A 15,456-nucleotide genomic window follows, 5' to 3' on the forward strand; every position below is an offset into this window, starting at 1 on the left:
TATTTCTGCCGCGGCGGGCTTTGCACCGGTAGGCTTTGAGGCCCGCCCAGGTGAGCTGACTGTCGCCGAAAGCGTGGAAATTTACCCCGCCAAGCCCGGATTGCGCAGCAGCACATACAGCGCCGTGCCCGCCAAAATGCTTAAGAGCGCGTGCCGACGCCACCATTGCAAGACCACCACGGCAGTCACTGCCGCCAGTTCAGCCCACGGGCCCGCCGGGTTTTGGCGGGCGCTGCCGACCAGCGTATGCAACAGCAGCAGCGTCATGATGGCCAGCGGCAAAAAGCGCCCCAGGCGTTGCACCAGTGGGTGGCGTTGCAGAAAGCGCGCCGCCAGAAACGGCAAGGCGCGCAGGCCAAAGGTCACCAAAGCCATGGCCGCCAGCACGCCCAGCGCGTAGGGGGTGTCGATCATGGCGCGGCCTTCCGGGGCGATGTTTGGGGCCAGACCAGCCCGGCCAACACGCTCAGACCAATGGCGATCAGCAGCGCCTGTTGCGGGGCCACGCCCTGTGCCACGGCGTAGCTCAGCACCGCCACCCACAGCGGCGCGGGCGTGTGGGCGCTGCGCCATTGCTCCACCGCCAGCACGGCAAACAGAGCCGCCAGGGCAAAGTCCAGTCCAAGCAGTGGCACCTGGGCTTGGGTGCCGATCAGCGCCCCCAGCAGCGTGCCCAGCACCCACCAGCCCTGGTTCAGCAGCGCCACCGCCACCATCTGGCGCGTGCTGGTGCCGGGCGGCAAGGTGGTCAGCACCGAGTAGGTTTCGTCCGTCAAGGCAAACACCAGATACCAGCGCGCCCAGGGTTGAGCGGGCAGTCTGTCCAGCAGCGACAGGCCGTAGAACACGTGGCGCAGGTTCACCACCAAGGTGGCCAGCGCGATGCTCGCCACCGGCAAGCCCAGGCCAAGCATCGGGATCATCATGAATTGCGCGGCACCGGCAAAGACAAAGATGCTGGCCAGCAGTGCCAGCCACCAGGAGGCCCCCGCCTGCACAAACAAAAATCCAAACACCATGCCCAGTGGTACATAACCCATGGCGACGGGAATCGAGAGCGACAGCACGGAGATGCGGGGGGGCTGTGGGCCGTGTGATGGGGCAGAAGCGGTGGGCATGAAAGAGGAGCAATTGAGATGAGTGGCCGAACCGAACATTGTGCCAGCCCGACTCTTGACGACCCCGCCTGGCGTCTCCCTCTTGTGAAGTGGGGGCTGTGCGCAGGATAATTCGCTGATACTTCAGGAGACTTTCATGGCAAAAACCCGAAAAATTGCTGTTTTACTCGCCGGCTGCGGCCACCTTGATGGCTCTGAGGTGCGCGAGGCGGTGCTCACCCTGCTGGCGCTGGATCAGCATGGCGCGGCGTTTCAGTGCATCGCGCCCAACGCGCCGCAATTCCATGTGATCAACCACATCACCGGTGAGCCGGTGGCAGGTGCACAGCGCAACATTCTGGAAGAGTCCAGCCGCATTGCCCGCCTGGGCCAGTGTCTGGATCTGGCCCAGGCCAAGGTGGCGGACTATGACGCGCTGGTGATGCCCGGCGGCTACGGTGTGGCCAAAAATAATTGCTCGTTTGCCTTCAAGGGCGCAGATGCCGAGGTACGCCCTGACGTGGCGGACTTTGTGCGTGGCTTTTTTGACGCCAAAAAGCCGGTGGGTGCCATCTGTATTGCCCCCGCACTGGTGGCGCTGGCCTTGCATCAAGTGGATGACAGCGCAACATTGACTTTGGGGAACGATGCGGGTGTCGCCGCCGCCATGGATCAGCTCGGCCAGCAGCACCAGAACACGCCCAACGCGCGCGAGATCGTGATTGATGAGGCGCATAAACTCGTGACCACCCCGGCCTACATGTTTGACGACGCGCGCCTGAGCGACGTGTTTGTCGGCATCGAGCGCTGTGTGGCCGAGGTGCTCAAGCGCATTTGAGGTCCAGTGCATCCTGCTCTGGGTCCCAGAGCCTCCTGCATGAATGCGCGTTACTCTATTTATTTATAGTATATCGGCCTCTAGCCCGCGTGAAATAAGCGTGTGTAGCTACTAATTTAATAGTAACATTCTGTCTGCCTGAAGCCAGCTGGGCTAACCCAGAATCGCCACACCTTTGATCTGCGCGTACACCGCCAAGCCGGGCACGAGCCCCAGCGTGTGAGCCGAACGCGCCGTGATGCGTGCCAGCAGGGCGCTGGAGCCCACTTGCAGCGCGACCATCACCTGGCCTGGGCCGTCAGGCGACAGGGCAAGCACCGAGGCGGGCAGGATGTTCAAAATGCTGGTGTTGGTTTGGCGTTGCAAGGTCAGGCTGGCATCACGCGCAGCCACCCGCACGCGCAAGGTTTGGCCGACGGCGGCGTTTTGACGCGGCACCACCAGATCAATACCGGCAAAACGGGTCAGTGTGAGGTGGTCGGCTTCATCATGGGAGACCACGCTGCAGTGCAGCACGGCCCCGGCGCTGTCGCCGTGCGCCAGTGGCAAGTCCAGCCGTGTCAACAGCTCAGCCGTCGGCCCGTGCGCCGTGACCCGGCCAGCCTCCAGCAGCACCAGGTGGTCGGCCAGACGCGCTACTTCGTCAATGGCATGGGTGACGTAAATGACCGGGATATCCAGCCTGCTTTGCAGCCGCTCCAGGTAGGGCAGTATCTCGGCCTTGCGCGGCGCATCCAACGCGGCCATGGGCTCGTCCAGCAGCAGCAGGCGCGGGCTCGCAGCGAGCGCGCGGGCGATGGCCACCCGTTGACGCTCACCGCCCGAGAGTTCGTGCGGTGAGCGCTTGAGCAGGTGCGCAATGCCCAGCAGGTCCAGGGTGTGATCCCAGCTTTTGAAGCGCTCTGATGCAGGCGTGCGCTTGAAGCCGTACTGCAAGTTCTCTTGCACATTGAGGTGGTCAAAGAGGCTGGCTTCTTGAAACACATAGCCCAGGGCGCGCTGGTGTACCGGTTTGAAGACCCCTTGCGTACTGTCTTGCCACACCTCGCCTTGCACGCAGACGCGGCCCTGCGCCATGGGCTCCAAGCCGGCGAGCACCCGCAAGGCGGTGGTTTTGCCGGAGCCGGACGGACCAAACAGGGCCGTGATGCCGTGACCCGCCAGCTCAAGGTCAATCTCCAGGCGAAAGTCCTGGCGTTGCAGTGCCACTTGCAAGGTCAACCCCGATGGGTCTTTGTTCCCTTGCTCCGGTCTGGTGTTCATGCGCCAGCCCCTTTGCGCTGCGCGTCGTTGTAGACATGCAATGCCAGCAGCACAACAAAACTAAAGCCCAGCATGACGGCCGCCAAGCGGTGCGCGTCTGAATACTCCATGGCCTCGACGTGGTCGTAAATCTGCACCGATACCACGCGCGTCACACCGGGAATGTTGCCGCCCACCATCAGCACCACGCCAAATTCGCCCACGGTATGGGCAAAACACATGATGGCGCCGGTCACAAAGCCGGGTTTGCACAGCGGCATCACCACGCTAAAAAAAGCATCCAGCGGTGAGGCCCGCAGGCTGGCCGCCACTTCCAGTGGGCGCGTGCCCATGTTGGCAAAAGCGTTCTGGATCGGCTGCACCATGAATGGCAGTGAGTAAAAGCTCGATGCCACCACCAGCCCGGCGAAGGTAAACGGCAGCAGCCCCAGGCCCAGCGACTGCGTCCATTGCCCCACAGTGCCGTTTGGCCCCATGAACACCAGCAGATAAAAGCCCAGCACCGACGGCGGCAGCACGATCGGCATGGCCACCAGTGCGCCCATGGGTTTTTTCAACCATGACCGTGTGCGCGCCAGCCACCAGGCCAGTGGTGTGCCCACCAGCAGCAAGATGACGGTGGTGAGAGCCGCCACCTGCAGCGTCAAACCAATCGCTTGCAGGTCAGATGAGGTGAGCAGGGCCATGGCGGAGGGTGCGCTGAATGTCAAATGTCATACCCGTAAGAGCGAATCAGGTCTTTGATGTTGGGGCTTTGCAGCAGTTTCATCAGCGCTTGCGCCGCCGGGTTGTTGGCACCGTGCTGCAGCAGCACGGCATCTTGCTGGATCGGACTGTACAGGGCTTGCGGAATCAACCACATGGAGCCGCCCTTGAGCTTGCCGCCTTCGAGCACTTGAGACATGGCAACAAAGCCCAGTTCGGCATTGCCGGTGTGCACAAAGTTGAAGGTCTGGCCAATGCTCTCGCCCTGCACCAGCTTGGGCGTCAGGGCAGAGGTCAAGCCCAGTTTGTCCATGACCTGCACTGCCGCTGCGCCATAGGGCGCGGTTTTGGGGTTGGCGTAAGCCACCTTGCGAAAGTTGCCGCTCTTGAGCACGTCGCCCCTGGCATCCACCTTGTTGGCATCGGCCGACCACAGGACCAGCTTGCCGGTGGCGTAACTGAAGCGGCTTCCGGGCGTGGTCAGACCATCGCTCTCCAGCGCGGCGGGGGTGGCGGTGTTGGCTGCCAGCAGCACATCAAACGGCGCGCCGTTTTTGATCTGGGCATAGAGCTTGCCCGTGCTCCCCAGCGTGACCTTGAGGGTGTGTCCGGTGGTCTTTTCCAGCACAGCGGCCACTGCCTTGATGGGCTCGGCAAAGTTGGCAGCTACCGCCACCTGCGCCTGGTCGGCCAGGCTGGCGGCTGAAAACGCCAGTGCAACAGCGCCAAGCGTCAGATCTTTGATGCAAAGCCTCATCAGAAAACTCCATGTGAAAACGAAAAAAAGGCGCCAAAACCGAAGTCGCCAGACCCTGCAAGTGGCATCGCTATTCTAATTAGGAATAACGAAAGTGTATCGAAATTGCCCCCGCAACAGACGCCAGGCGCTTGCAGCACAATGCCGGGCATGAGCAAAGACGTTTTTTCTATCGAGGCTCTGGGCCACGAGCCGGCCGACAAACGCATGGACATCCTGCGCTTGATCGGCAGCACCGGGTCCATCTCGGAGGCAGCCCGCCAAGCCGGGGTGAGCTACAAGGCCGCCTGGCAGGCGGTTCATACCTTGACCAATCTGGCCGGCGTGGCACTGGTGGACCGGGCGGTGGGTGGGGCAGGGGGCGGCGGGGCCAAATTGACCGCGGCAGGCGAGCAGTTGCTCGATGCTGCGCGACAGATGGACGCGGCGCGGCGCGACGTGCTGGCGCGGTTTAGCGGCGGCGCTGCGCAGGCGCTGCCAGGCGCGGGCTTGCGTACCAGCATGCGCAACAACTCGCCGTGCCGGGTGACGCAATTGATGATGTCAACGCCCGGTGACCCGATGGTGCGCGTTGTTCTGGCTTTGCCGCCAAGCGTGCAAATCATCTCGTCCATCACCCGTGAAAGTGCCGAGTTGCTGGGCTTGCAGCCAGGTCTGGCGGTGTTGGCGCTGTGCAAGGCGACGGCAGTGCGAATCATGGCAGGTGCTGTGCCCGCGCGTGAACACGTCAACCTGATCGCAGGCAAAGTAACCCGTTTGTCACGCGGCAGCGTGCGCGACGAAGTGGTGATGACCTTGCCGGGTGAACTGCAACTGGTGGGCTTTGCGGACCACCCCAGCCGCCTGCGCGCTGGCAGCACGGTGACGGCAAGTGTGGAAGAAAACGCGGTGGTGCTGGCGCGGGTTTAAGGGCTCGTCAAGCCCGCCAGGTCAGGTGGATTTTTGTCCCAGCTTGCGGTACACCGTGGCGCGGCTGATGCCCAAAGCGCGGGCGGCTTGCCCGACGCTGCCGCGTGCGTCGACAACCGCCTGGCGGATCATGGCGGCCTCGACCTCGCGCAGCGCCAGGGTTGGCGCGCTGGCGGGGCCCGATTGCAGCGGGTGTGTCTCGTCGGCCCGTGCGATGACTTGCGCCTGCAGGCGCAGTCCGCTCCACAGTGGCAGCTCAAGCGCGCTGCCGGGGCGTTTCGCTGCACCGAAAAGTTGCTCATAGGGAATACCAAACACCTCGCTGATATGCACGGCAGTCACCCCGGCTATCGCCAGACCGGGCACCATCTGACGCGCCACCGGGTTGGCCCCAGTCACCCAGCCGTCTGCGTCCAGGCACAGGATGCCATCGGCATCCGTGCCCAGGATGTTGCCCGGCCAGTTCAGCCGCAGCAGCAAGGCGTGGGCTTGCGCGGTGACCAGTGCATTTTCAATTTTGCTGGCTGATTGCACGACCAGGTGTTTGAGCTCGGGTCGCTCTTGTGCGTCAATGCCGGTCACATCCAGCATGCCCACGCATGCGCCGTCTGGCCCAAAAAGTGGCGCACCGGCACAACTGTAGACCGAGGTGGTCTCAAAGAAATGTTCACCCCGGTGCAGCCAGACCGGTTGAAGTTCAGTCAGGGCGGTGCCAATGGCGGTGGTGCCAATGCTGCGTTCGGACAGATCGGTGCCCACCCGTGTGATCAGGTGGGCACGTGGGTCCGAGTGGTCAATAGCGCCGCTTGCATCGACCACTACGCCACAAGCGTTGGTCAGAATGGCGAAGTAGCGGGTATTGACAATGGCACGCGCGAGGTGCTCCAAAACCGGCTTGGCAGTCTGTACCAGTTGCTGGCTGGCCTCCAGCGTCCGGCGCATCTGCGCTGTGGACACCTGGCTGAATGTGGCGGCCTCGTGGTGTTGCAGCCCGAGGTCGATGCAGCGTTGCCACGAGCGTTCAATCCAGGGCGCAATCCAGCCAGCTGGCAGCGTAGCGTGTTCCAGCAGCGCGGTGCGTCGGGCTTGCTCAATGCCTGCCAGGCGCAGGGCCGGGCTGGTGTTGGGGGCGCTGGCGACAGCAGGGGGTAATGAGTGACTCATGGTTTTCAGCAAGTGGCCAAATTTATCGCATTTTTGCGTTCTTGCGGCTTTGTCCGGAAATAGGCACAGATTCGTGCACACTCTCAGCCGTGAAACCAACCACTCTCAGCGCCAAACCCCGACGGGTCAAGGCCACCTTCATCTGGCCGTTCGCGATCGTGCTCACTTTTATTCTGGCAGCATTCGTGGCGACGGCCTATTACCTGCAGGTGCAGGTTCGCGACCGGGCGCTGGCTGCCCGCGTGGCGGCTGTGGCGAAATTGGTGGACCAAAAGCTCAGCAAGGATACAAGTCTGATGCAGGCTGTGCTGCGCACGATGATGGGCAATCGAGCCATCGAGGCGGCTTTTGCCAGCCGTGACCGCGACGCGCTGGTGCGCGAAGCGGGGCCTCTGTTTGAAACCTTGCGCGCTGACCATCGCATCACCCACCTCTACTTCAACGGTCCTGATCTGGTCAACGTGCTGCGCCTGCATAGCCCCGGCCAGTTTGGTGATTTGATTGACCGAGAAACCTCGATCAAGGCGCGCGACCAGGGTATTGCCGTGCATGGCATTGAGCTGGGGCCACTCGGGACGTTGACCTTGCGGCTGGTCGTGCCATGGCGCAGCCAGGACCGCCTGCTGGGCTACCTCGAGATTGGCGAAGAGGTTGGCTATCTGGTGGATGAAATCCGCGACAGCCTGTCGGTCGACTTGCTGGTGATGGTGGACAAGGATCTGATCTTGCCCCAACAATGGCAGCATGGCCTGGCATTGTTCAATCGCCAAGGGAGCTGGGACCGGTTTGACGCCCAGGTGCTGGTGGCGCAGACAGCCAGTCAAGTGCCTGCCGCCCTGAACGACCGCGTTCTTGCCAGCTTGCGAGCGGGGCGTACCGCAGTGTTCGAAGACGGCCAGCGGATATTGCATCTGGCCATGTTGCCGATGGCCGATGCCGGCGGGCGCCGCATCAGCGACCTGGTGGTGATGCTCGACATTTCCGGGTTGCAGAAGACCTTTCAGATGTCAATCCTGGCGGCGACCTTGTTGAGCCTGGTGGCCGGTGTTGGTGTGTTGGGGTCGTTCTATTTTGCCCTGGACCGGGTCGAGCGTGACTACCAGCGCCAGCACGATCTGGAGCACCAGTTGCTGCGCGTGGGCAGCGAACACCAGCGCATGTTGCAAATTGAAAAGCTATCGGCTTTGGGCACGATGGTGGGCGAGATTGCGCACCAACTCAACAACCCGCTGGTGGGTGTGGTCAACCTGGCGCAACTGGCCAAGCGAGAGGCGGATGACCCCCAGCGCACGCGTGAGCTGCTGACCGAAATTCATCGCGCAGGTGCGGACTGCCATGCCCTGATTCAATCCATGTTGCGCTTTGCCAAGGTGTCGAGTTGTGAAGCTCGGCTCACGTCAATGGCGCAGGTGATCGAGGAGACGGTGCTGCTGTTTCGTCAGACTGAGCGTCGACAGTTGCCGGTGGACCTGCGCCTGCCCGCACAGGCGGTGGTCCTCACCGTGGATCCGATCCTGATCCGGCACGCGCTTTTCAATCTTCTGCTCAATGCGGCCCAAGCCACTGTCGGAGACGGTGCGATTGTCATCGCGCTTGACCGGGCCGTGCATCCGGACAGTGGCGCGCCGGGATGGCGGCTCTCGGTGACCGACCAGGGCCGGGGTATTGCCCCGGACCTCCTGGAGAAGATATTTCTGCCTTTCTTTACGACCCGCCGCGACGGCACCGGCCTGGGTCTGCCGGTCGTCCAACACGTGGCTCTGCTGCACGGCGGGTATGTCAGTGCCAGCGGGCAGCCTGGTGGTGGCACGCAATTTGCGGTCTGGTTGCCGGAAGACAATAAGTTATGGAAAGACAACACACCGGATCAGCTTGAACATGCTGCCTAAAATATTGGTCGTTGACGACGACCGCTACACCCGCACGCTGATTGAGCAACTGATGCGCAAGAGCGCTGAAGTGCATCTGGCCGAGAGCGGTGAGCTTGCGCGGGAATTATTTGCTGCGATTGACTTCAATTTGGTGCTGATGGATCAGCGCCTGCCGAAGGACAAGGGGCTTGACCTGCTGCGCGAGTTCCGCTTGCAACGTCCCAAACTGGTGGCCATTCTGATCACGGGGTATGCTGATGTGCGCGACGCGGTGGCCGCCGTGCGCGAAGGTTTGTTTGATTACCTGACCAAGCCGTTTGAGGACCTGGAGGCGTTGGAAGCGGTGATCGGGAAGGCGCTTGAGCTCGATCGCGCCTACCGTGAAATTGACAGCTTGCGCACCCGCCTGGCAGTTGAATCGGGTGCGCCCAACATCATCGGCCAGTCGCCGCCCATGGAGCGGCTGCTGGGTCAAGTTCGTGAGGTTGCCGCACTGGACACCACCGTGCTGCTCGAAGGTGAAAGCGGCACCGGCAAGGACGTTATCGCCAAACTGATCCACGCCTGGAGTCTGCGTTCTTCCAAACCCTACCTCGAAGTCAACTGCGGCGGCTTGCCGGAGTCCTTGTTGGAAAGCCTGCTCTTTGGCTATGAAAAAGGCGCCTTTACCGGCGCGGCTCAGGCCAATCCCGGCTACTTCGAGAAAGCGCATGGTGGCAATCTGTTCCTCGACGAGATTGCTGACATGAGCCCCAAATTGCAGAGCAGCCTGTTGCGCGTGCTGCAGGACCGCAGCTTCTGCCGCATCGGCAGCACCAACCCGCGCAAGACGGATTTTCGCCTGATCTGCGCAACCAATCGTCCGCTCGCCGGCGAGGTCAAGGCAGGACGTTTCCGCGAGGACCTCTACTATCGCATCAACGTGGTCGCGCTCAGCCTGCCGCCGCTGCGTGAGCGTGGCGACGACATCGTCCGCCTGGCGGTGCACTTTCTGGATCGCTACAACACCAAGTTTGGCAAGGATTGCGGCCCCTTCACACCGGCAGCGGTCCGTGCTTTGGAGGCCTGTCGCTGGCCGGGCAACGTGCGCGAATTGCAGCATTGCATTGAACGTGTCGTTGCGCTTCAACCCGGCGGCGTCATTGACGCGAGTCACCTCAGTCCGACCTGCGATTTCCAGCCCGAGCTTGAGCTGCAGGATAAGACCACAGCCCTGCCGACACTCGCTTACCAGGAGGCACGGGCCGAGTTTGAGCGCGACTATATGCGGCGTCTGCTTGAAGCGGCCGGCGGCAATATGTCGGAGGCGGCCCGTTCCAGCGGCATTCCCCGGCAGAATCTTTATGTGCGGATGAAGCGCTGGGGTTTTGTCACTGAATAGTGACATTTGTCATGATTTGGTGACGATGCTATCAATTTCTAGTTAGCCGAAAAACACCGAAATTTCTATGGGTCCTCTGCAGTAAATCGCCTTTATCTAGATCAACCAGAAGATGTCAGAACGGTGATCTAAAACCATGTAATGGAAGGTGGCACAGCGCTTGCATAGTCTTTATTTTTTATAGGAAGTAACGCGATGAAAAAAAGTGCATTTATTCTGGCCTTTGCGGCCTTGAGCGCAAACTACGCCTCGGCCGCCGATCCGGTCAACATCGACTGGTCCAAAATTCAGGCCAGTTCGATCCAGCTGTTCTATCCGGGGCAGTCTTCGTATGAATGGCTGCGCAGCAAGGCACACAAAGGCGCGTCAAAAGTTGCCAAAGGCGCTGCTTGCGTCTCTTGCCACGACGAGAAGGATGAGGAAAAAGACCTGGGCGAGAAGCTGGTCAAGGCCGGTCCCCTGGAACCCATGCCGGTTGCCGGGAAAAGTGGCTACAAAGACCTGAGTGTGCAGGCGGCTTATGACGCCAAGAATCTTTACCTGCGTTACGAATGGAAGACAGACCAACCCTTTCCAGGTAGCGAACACCAGTACCTGCGCTTTGACGGCAAGGAATGGAAGGTTTGGGGTTTCCCGAAACTGGACAAAGTGGTGCAGGACGGCAAACAGCCTGGTATTTACGAAGACCGCATGTCCATTATCATTGACGACGGCAAGGTGGCTGGTTTTGCCGAACAGGGCTGCTGGTTGACCTGCCATGATGGCGAACGTGACATGCCCAAGCAGTTCACCAAGGATGAAGTCGCCGCCAACCCGATGTTGACTGCAATCAAGAAGGGCGATGTACGCAAATACCTGCCCGATAGCCGCACCGACCCGCTCGACTGGAAAACCGGCAAAACGGTGGAAGAACTTGCCAAGCTCAAGGGCGAAGGTAAATTTGTCGACCTGATTCAGTGGCGTGCCCACCGCAGCCACGCAGTCGGCATGGCTGACGACGGCCATGTGATGGAGTGGCGCTTGAGCGATGCCGGCAAAGACATGTTTGGTAGCAATGCGGATGCCAAAACCCACGAGCCCAAGTTCATGTGGGACGCAAAGAAAGTCGGCTACAAATCGATCACTGCCGACCAACTGCGCAAGGGAGATCATTTCCTGATCCGCGAGCAAAATGCCGTGCCGTTTGACCCGACTGCTGGTTGGAAAGAGGGCGACATGATTCCTGACTATGTCGTCAGTCGTGAAGACGCCAAGGGCTCGGCGGCCGACAACAACGCCACGGCCGCCTGGAAGGACGGAAAGTGGACTGTGGTGCTGGTGCGCCCGCTGGGCTTGACCAATGCGGATGACAAGTCTTTGAAGGCTGGCAGCGTGTACAACGTGGGCTTTGCCGTACATGACGACAACATCACCACCCGTGGGCATCAGGTTTCGTTCGTCAAAACCTTGGGTATCGGCGCCAAGGCTGACATTGAGGCTGTGAAACTGCCGTAATTCCTTTTCACTTAACTTAAACGCCACCGCAGGGGTCATCCTTGCTGTGGCGTTTCTTTTTATATTCTGGATTTTCAAATGGCCGATCAACGGGTCGGGCGCCTTCGATGTCTCCCCTGTTGCAATTTGAGAATTTCATGATATTCGGCATGATTAGCTAGGGTTTTCCCTAGGTATCAAGTGCCCCGAACGCCTAACAATGGCTATGTATTTCATTTCATAGGCATTGCATCAGGCGTGCCGCTACCCCAAGGAGACACACATGCAAAAGGTGTTGCACATCAACGCAGACAAGTGCACCGGTTGTCTGCAGTGCGAAATGGCTTGTTCTTTTGAGAACTACGGCACTTTCGCCACCGCCAAATCCCGAATCAAGGTCTTTGACTTTCACCACACCGGCAAAAAAGTGCCCTACACCTGCACGCAATGCGATGAGGCGTGGTGCCTGCATGCCTGCCCGGTCGAGGCCATTACGGTGGACAAGCTGACCGGCGCCAAGGTGGTGAACGAAACGACGTGCGTTGGCTGCAAGGTCTGCACCATTGCCTGCCCGTTTGGCACCATCAACTATGTGCAGGAGACCGGCAAAGTGCAGAAATGCGACTTGTGCGGCGGCGAGCCGGCCTGTGCTGACGCTTGCCCCACCGGCGCCATCACCTTCATTGACGCCAACTGGACCGGCTTGGGCAAGATGGCTCAATGGGCCGACAAGCTTGGCAATCAACCTACCGCCGCTTAAGGAGCACGCATCATGTCATGGGCTGGAAAAATCCTCCGCGTTAACTTGACCGCGGGCACCGTCAAGTCTGAACCCCTCAACATGGAATGGGCACAGGCCTACATCGGCTCACGCGGCTTGGGTACCAAGTACCTGGTCGAGGAAGTGGATGCCACGGTTGACCCACTTTCTGCCGACAACAAGATCATCTGGGCCACCGGCCCGCTGACCGGCACCATGGCCTCCACCGGAGGCCGCTACACGGTGATCACCAAAGGTCCGCTGACTGGCGCCATTGCCTGCTCCAACTCGGGCGGTTACTGGGGTGCTGAATTCAAGATGGCTGGCTGGGACATGGTCATTTTTGAAGGCAAGAGCGCCAAACCCGTCTTCTTGTACGTCAATGACGACCTGGCCGAGCTGCGTGATGCCTCCCACCTGTGGGGCAAGAGCGTCTGGGAAACTGAAGAAATTATCAAGAAGGGCCTGCAAGACCCGCTGACTCGCGTGTCCTCCATTGGCAAGGCCGGAGAAAATGGCGTGCTGTTTGCTGCCGTGGTCAACGACTTGCACCGTGCTGCCGGTCGCTCCGGCGTCGGTGCGGTCATGGGCAGCAAAAACCTCAAGGCGATTGCCGTGCGCGGTACCAAAGGCGTGGGCAACATCCGTGACCCGAAAGCTTTCATGGCAGCGACCAAAGCCGCCAAAAAAATCCTGGCCGAAAACGGTGTCACCGGCACCGGCCTGCCCGCCATGGGCACCCAGGTGCTGATGAGTGTGATCAACGAAATTGGTGCTTTGCCTACCCGCAATCACCAGGAAGTGCAGTTCGAAGGTGCCAAAGATATTGGTGCGGAGGCCATGGCCACGCCGCGCAAAACGGATGGCAAAAAGCAGTTGGTGACCAACCAGGCCTGTTTTGGCTGCACCATTGCCTGCGGGCGCATCAGCAAGATGGATGAAGGCCACTTCACCATCGAGAACAAGCCTCAATACCGCGGTGCCAACGGTGGTCTGGAATACGAGGCCGCCTGGGCGCTGGGTGCTGCCAATGGTGTGAATGACCTGGAAGCTCTGCAATACGTCAACTTGCTGTGCAACGAAGAAGGCATCGACCCCATCACCTTTGGCGCAACGATTGGTGCGGTGATGGAGCTCTACGGCATGGGGATACTCACCAAAGAACAGCTCGGCATTGAAGCACCCTTTGGCTCCGCCCGTGCGGTGGCCTTCCTGGCCGAAGAGACGGTCAACGGCCGTGGTTTTGGCAAGGAAATTGCCATGGGTTCCAAACGCCTGACGGCCAAGTATGGTCACCCGGAACTCAGCATGAGTAGCAAGGGTCAGGAGTTCCCGGCCTATGACAGCCGTGCCATCCAGGGTATTGGCCTGGCGTATGCCACCAGCAACCGCGGTGGCTGCCACTTGCGCGGCTACACCATCGCATCAGAAGTTCTGGGGATCCCGGTCAAGACCGATCCGCTCGAATCCAAAGGCAAGCCCGAGCTGGTCAAGGCCTTCCAGGATGCCACCGCTGCGTTTGACTCGGCTGGCCTGTGCATCTTCACCACCTTTGCCTGGGGTCTGCAAGACCTGTCACCGCAAATGCAGGCTGCCTGCGGTGAGCAGTACACCATTGAAGAGCTGGCAAAAATTGGTGAACGCATCTGGAACATGGAGCGCGAGTTCAACAACCGCGCCGGCTTCACCAAAGCCGACGACAGTCTGCCACCGCGTTTGACCAGTGTTGAGGGTGCCTGCAAGACCGGTCCGGCGAAAGGCAAGTTCAATGAGTTGGCCACCATGCTGCCGCTGTACTATGAAGCGCGCGGCTGGGATCCTGAGGGTCGTCCAACGGCCGCCACACGGGAACGCCTGAGCTTGTAAACGTCGTCCCTGCCACCTAACATGACGGCTCTGCAAGGAGCCGTTTTTTTTCTGGAGAATTACATGACCCATCACGTCATCCTCGGTGCCGGCCCAGCCGGTGTCATTGCCGCTGAAACCATTCGCAAGCTCAGTGCCCAGGATAGCATCACGGTGATCGGTGATGAGCCGGAGCCGTCTTACTCGCGCATGGCCATTCCCTACCTGTTGATGGGCAATATCGACGAACGTGGCACTTATCTGCGCAAAAGTCCGACGCATTTTGAAGATTTAAAGATAAAAGTGCTTCAGGCCCGCGTGCAGTCTGTACAGTCAGCTGCAAAAACAATAGCTTTTACGAGTGGTGAAACGCTCGCCTATGACACCTTGTTGATCGCCACCGGCTCGCATCCGGTGAGCCCGCCCATTCCTGGCATCCAGTCCGAAGGGGTTCACACCTGCTGGACGCTGGCTGACGCACGTGCCATTGCCGAACGGGCCATGCCGGGTGCGCGGGTGCTGCAACTCGGCGCTGGTTTTATCGGCTGCATCATCATGGAAGCGCTGACGGCGCGCGGTGTACACCTGAGCGTGGTTGAAATGGGTGACCGCATGGTGCCGCGCATGATGGGCCCGACGGCGGGCGGCATGATCCGCGACTGGTGCGAGTCCAAGGGGGTTGAGGTCTTTACCGGCACCCGGGTCGAGTCGATTGAACCCGGCACCCCTTTGAACGTGAAGCTGTCCAATGGCACCACCATGCAGGCTGATCTGGTCATCAGCGCCGCAGGGGTGCGCCCGGCGATTGGTTTTCTGGAACATTCCGGCATTACCTGTCTGCTGGGGGTGTTGACGGATGAACACCTGCAAACCAATGTGCCCGGCGTTTTTGCCGCCGGTGATTGCGCCGAGGCCTTTGACAAGGTCAGCGGCAAGACCATGGTCAGCGCCATCCAGCCCAACGCCGCCGAGCAGGCGCGCATCGCTGCCGCCAACATGGTCGCGTTCGCGCAGGGCAGGCCGGCGCAGGCCGACCTCAATGGTGTGACGCAAATCAACGTGCTCGACACCCTGGGCCTGATCTCGGCCAGCTTTGGCGACTGGCAGGGTACGCCGGGCTGCGACCATGTGGAGCTGACCGACAAGGCCTCCGGCCGCCACCTGAGCCTGCGTTTTCAGGATGATGTGATGGTGGGCTGCAACGCGGTTGGCTGGACCGAGCACATCGGCGTGATGCGCGGCCTGGTTGAAGGCCAGATCAAGCTGGGGGCCTGGAAAGACAAGCTGATGCAAGACCCCACCCGCCTGGTGGAAGCCTACCAGGCCTCGGCGCTGGGGCAGGGCGACTGGTCGGGTGCCGATGCGCGCAAGCGCTAAGCGGACAGGTGACAGG

General features: G+C 60.6%; 14 protein-coding genes. 8 read left to right on the top strand and 6 right to left on the bottom strand.

The window, feature by feature from the left end; all coding sequences use genetic code 11:
• Positions 1-81 precede the first annotated feature (81 nt).
• A complete protein-coding gene (locus WA157_RS11635; protein ID WP_422621112.1) occupies positions 82-414 on the bottom strand; it encodes a branched-chain amino acid transporter permease in 333 nt (110 codons plus the stop codon).
• Positions 411-1,118: an AzlC family ABC transporter permease gene (locus WA157_RS11640; RefSeq protein WP_422621113.1), complete on the bottom strand. Its 708-nt coding sequence runs from the start codon at positions 1,116-1,118 to the stop codon at positions 411-413. Before WA157_RS11640 ends, WA157_RS11635 begins: the two co-directional genes overlap by 4 nt.
• Positions 1,119-1,254: 136 nt before the next feature.
• On the opposite strand from WA157_RS11640, the gene elbB reads away from it, so the two are divergent.
• On the top strand, positions 1,255-1,935 hold the full coding sequence (gene elbB, locus WA157_RS11645) for an isoprenoid biosynthesis glyoxalase ElbB (RefSeq protein WP_422621114.1): 681 nt from the start codon (positions 1,255-1,257) through the stop codon (positions 1,933-1,935).
• A gap of 153 nt (positions 1,936-2,088) precedes the next feature.
• On the opposite strand, the gene modC is transcribed toward elbB, so the two are convergent.
• From modC to modA, 3 genes are read right to left on the bottom strand one after another with little or no spacing between them, the layout of a single operon-like run.
• On the bottom strand, positions 2,089-3,198 hold the full coding sequence (gene modC, locus WA157_RS11650; RefSeq protein ID WP_422621115.1) for a molybdenum ABC transporter ATP-binding protein: 1,110 nt from the start codon (positions 3,196-3,198) through the stop codon (positions 2,089-2,091).
• Complete coding sequence (gene modB / locus WA157_RS11655; RefSeq protein ID WP_422621116.1) at positions 3,195-3,884, bottom strand: molybdate ABC transporter permease subunit; 690 nt, start codon at positions 3,882-3,884, stop codon at positions 3,195-3,197. The genes modC and modB overlap by 4 nt, the downstream gene beginning before the upstream one ends.
• A 20-nt stretch (positions 3,885-3,904) precedes the next feature.
• Positions 3,905-4,660 (bottom strand): molybdate ABC transporter substrate-binding protein, encoded by a 756-nt coding sequence (gene modA / locus WA157_RS11660; RefSeq protein WP_422621117.1) that lies wholly within the window; start codon positions 4,658-4,660, stop codon positions 3,905-3,907.
• Positions 4,661-4,801: 141 nt separating this feature from the next.
• Between modA and WA157_RS11665 the strand changes: the two genes are divergently transcribed.
• On the top strand, positions 4,802-5,569 hold the full coding sequence (locus tag WA157_RS11665) for a TOBE domain-containing protein (protein ID WP_422621173.1): 768 nt from the start codon (positions 4,802-4,804) through the stop codon (positions 5,567-5,569).
• 21 nt (positions 5,570-5,590) lie between these two features.
• On the opposite strand, the gene WA157_RS11670 is transcribed toward WA157_RS11665, so the two are convergent.
• Positions 5,591-6,733: a helix-turn-helix domain-containing protein gene (locus tag WA157_RS11670; RefSeq protein ID WP_422621118.1), complete on the bottom strand. Its 1,143-nt coding sequence runs from the start codon at positions 6,731-6,733 to the stop codon at positions 5,591-5,593.
• Between the two features lie 89 nt (positions 6,734-6,822).
• Here WA157_RS11670 and WA157_RS11675 point away from each other — a divergent pair, with 89 nt between their 5' ends.
• From WA157_RS11675 to WA157_RS11700, 6 genes are all read left to right on the top strand, one after another.
• Positions 6,823-8,622 carry an ATP-binding protein gene (locus tag WA157_RS11675; protein ID WP_422621119.1) on the top strand — a complete coding sequence of 600 codons (1,800 nt, stop codon included), beginning with the start codon at positions 6,823-6,825 and terminating at the stop codon, positions 8,620-8,622.
• Positions 8,612-9,985, top strand: coding sequence for a sigma-54-dependent transcriptional regulator (locus WA157_RS11680; protein ID WP_422621120.1), 1,374 nt, complete (start codon positions 8,612-8,614; stop codon positions 9,983-9,985). The genes WA157_RS11675 and WA157_RS11680 overlap by 11 nt, the downstream gene beginning before the upstream one ends.
• A 195-nt stretch (positions 9,986-10,180) precedes the next feature.
• Positions 10,181-11,479, top strand: coding sequence for an ethylbenzene dehydrogenase-related protein (locus WA157_RS11685; protein ID WP_422621121.1), 1,299 nt, complete (start codon positions 10,181-10,183; stop codon positions 11,477-11,479).
• 262 nt (positions 11,480-11,741) lie between these two features.
• Positions 11,742-12,218: a 4Fe-4S dicluster domain-containing protein gene (locus tag WA157_RS11690; protein WP_422621122.1), complete on the top strand. Its 477-nt coding sequence runs from the start codon at positions 11,742-11,744 to the stop codon at positions 12,216-12,218.
• Between the two features lie 12 nt (positions 12,219-12,230).
• Positions 12,231-14,084 (top strand): aldehyde ferredoxin oxidoreductase family protein, encoded by a 1,854-nt coding sequence (locus WA157_RS11695; RefSeq protein WP_422621123.1) that lies wholly within the window; start codon positions 12,231-12,233, stop codon positions 14,082-14,084.
• 63 nt (positions 14,085-14,147) lie between these two features.
• The gene (locus WA157_RS11700; protein WP_422621124.1) at positions 14,148-15,440 is read left to right on the top strand and encodes an NAD(P)/FAD-dependent oxidoreductase; all 1,293 of its coding nucleotides are present in this window, start codon (positions 14,148-14,150) and stop codon (positions 15,438-15,440) included.
• The last annotated feature ends 16 nt before the right edge of the window (positions 15,441-15,456 follow it).

Origin of the sequence: Rhodoferax ferrireducens (assembly GCF_049302455.1) — a bacterium.
Classification (GTDB): Bacteria; Pseudomonadota; Gammaproteobacteria; order Burkholderiales; family Burkholderiaceae_C; genus Rhodoferax; species Rhodoferax ferrireducens_B.

What these genes read in the sequence shown, in the direction of transcription:
- WA157_RS11635 (WP_422621112.1), bottom strand. Translation starts at nt 414, where the DNA reads ATGATCGACACCCCCTACGCGCTGGGCGTGCTGGCGGCCATGGCTTTG.
- WA157_RS11700 (WP_422621124.1), top strand. Translation starts at nt 14,148, where the DNA reads ATGACCCATCACGTCATCCTCGGTGCCGGCCCAGCCGGTGTCATTGCC.
- modA (WP_422621117.1), bottom strand. Translation starts at nt 4,660, where the DNA reads ATGAGGCTTTGCATCAAAGATCTGACGCTTGGCGCTGTTGCACTGGCG.
- WA157_RS11670 (WP_422621118.1), bottom strand. Translation starts at nt 6,733, where the DNA reads ATGAGTCACTCATTACCCCCTGCTGTCGCCAGCGCCCCCAACACCAGC.
- modC (WP_422621115.1), bottom strand. Translation starts at nt 3,198, where the DNA reads ATGAACACCAGACCGGAGCAAGGGAACAAAGACCCATCGGGGTTGACC.
- modB (WP_422621116.1), bottom strand. Translation starts at nt 3,884, where the DNA reads ATGGCCCTGCTCACCTCATCTGACCTGCAAGCGATTGGTTTGACGCTG.
- elbB (WP_422621114.1), top strand. Translation starts at nt 1,255, where the DNA reads ATGGCAAAAACCCGAAAAATTGCTGTTTTACTCGCCGGCTGCGGCCAC.
- WA157_RS11680 (WP_422621120.1), top strand. Translation starts at nt 8,612, where the DNA reads ATGCTGCCTAAAATATTGGTCGTTGACGACGACCGCTACACCCGCACG.
- WA157_RS11640 (WP_422621113.1), bottom strand. Translation starts at nt 1,118, where the DNA reads ATGCCCACCGCTTCTGCCCCATCACACGGCCCACAGCCCCCCCGCATC.
- WA157_RS11695 (WP_422621123.1), top strand. Translation starts at nt 12,231, where the DNA reads ATGTCATGGGCTGGAAAAATCCTCCGCGTTAACTTGACCGCGGGCACC.
- WA157_RS11665 (WP_422621173.1), top strand. Translation starts at nt 4,802, where the DNA reads ATGCCGGGCATGAGCAAAGACGTTTTTTCTATCGAGGCTCTGGGCCAC.
- WA157_RS11685 (WP_422621121.1), top strand. Translation starts at nt 10,181, where the DNA reads ATGAAAAAAAGTGCATTTATTCTGGCCTTTGCGGCCTTGAGCGCAAAC.
- WA157_RS11690 (WP_422621122.1), top strand. Translation starts at nt 11,742, where the DNA reads ATGCAAAAGGTGTTGCACATCAACGCAGACAAGTGCACCGGTTGTCTG.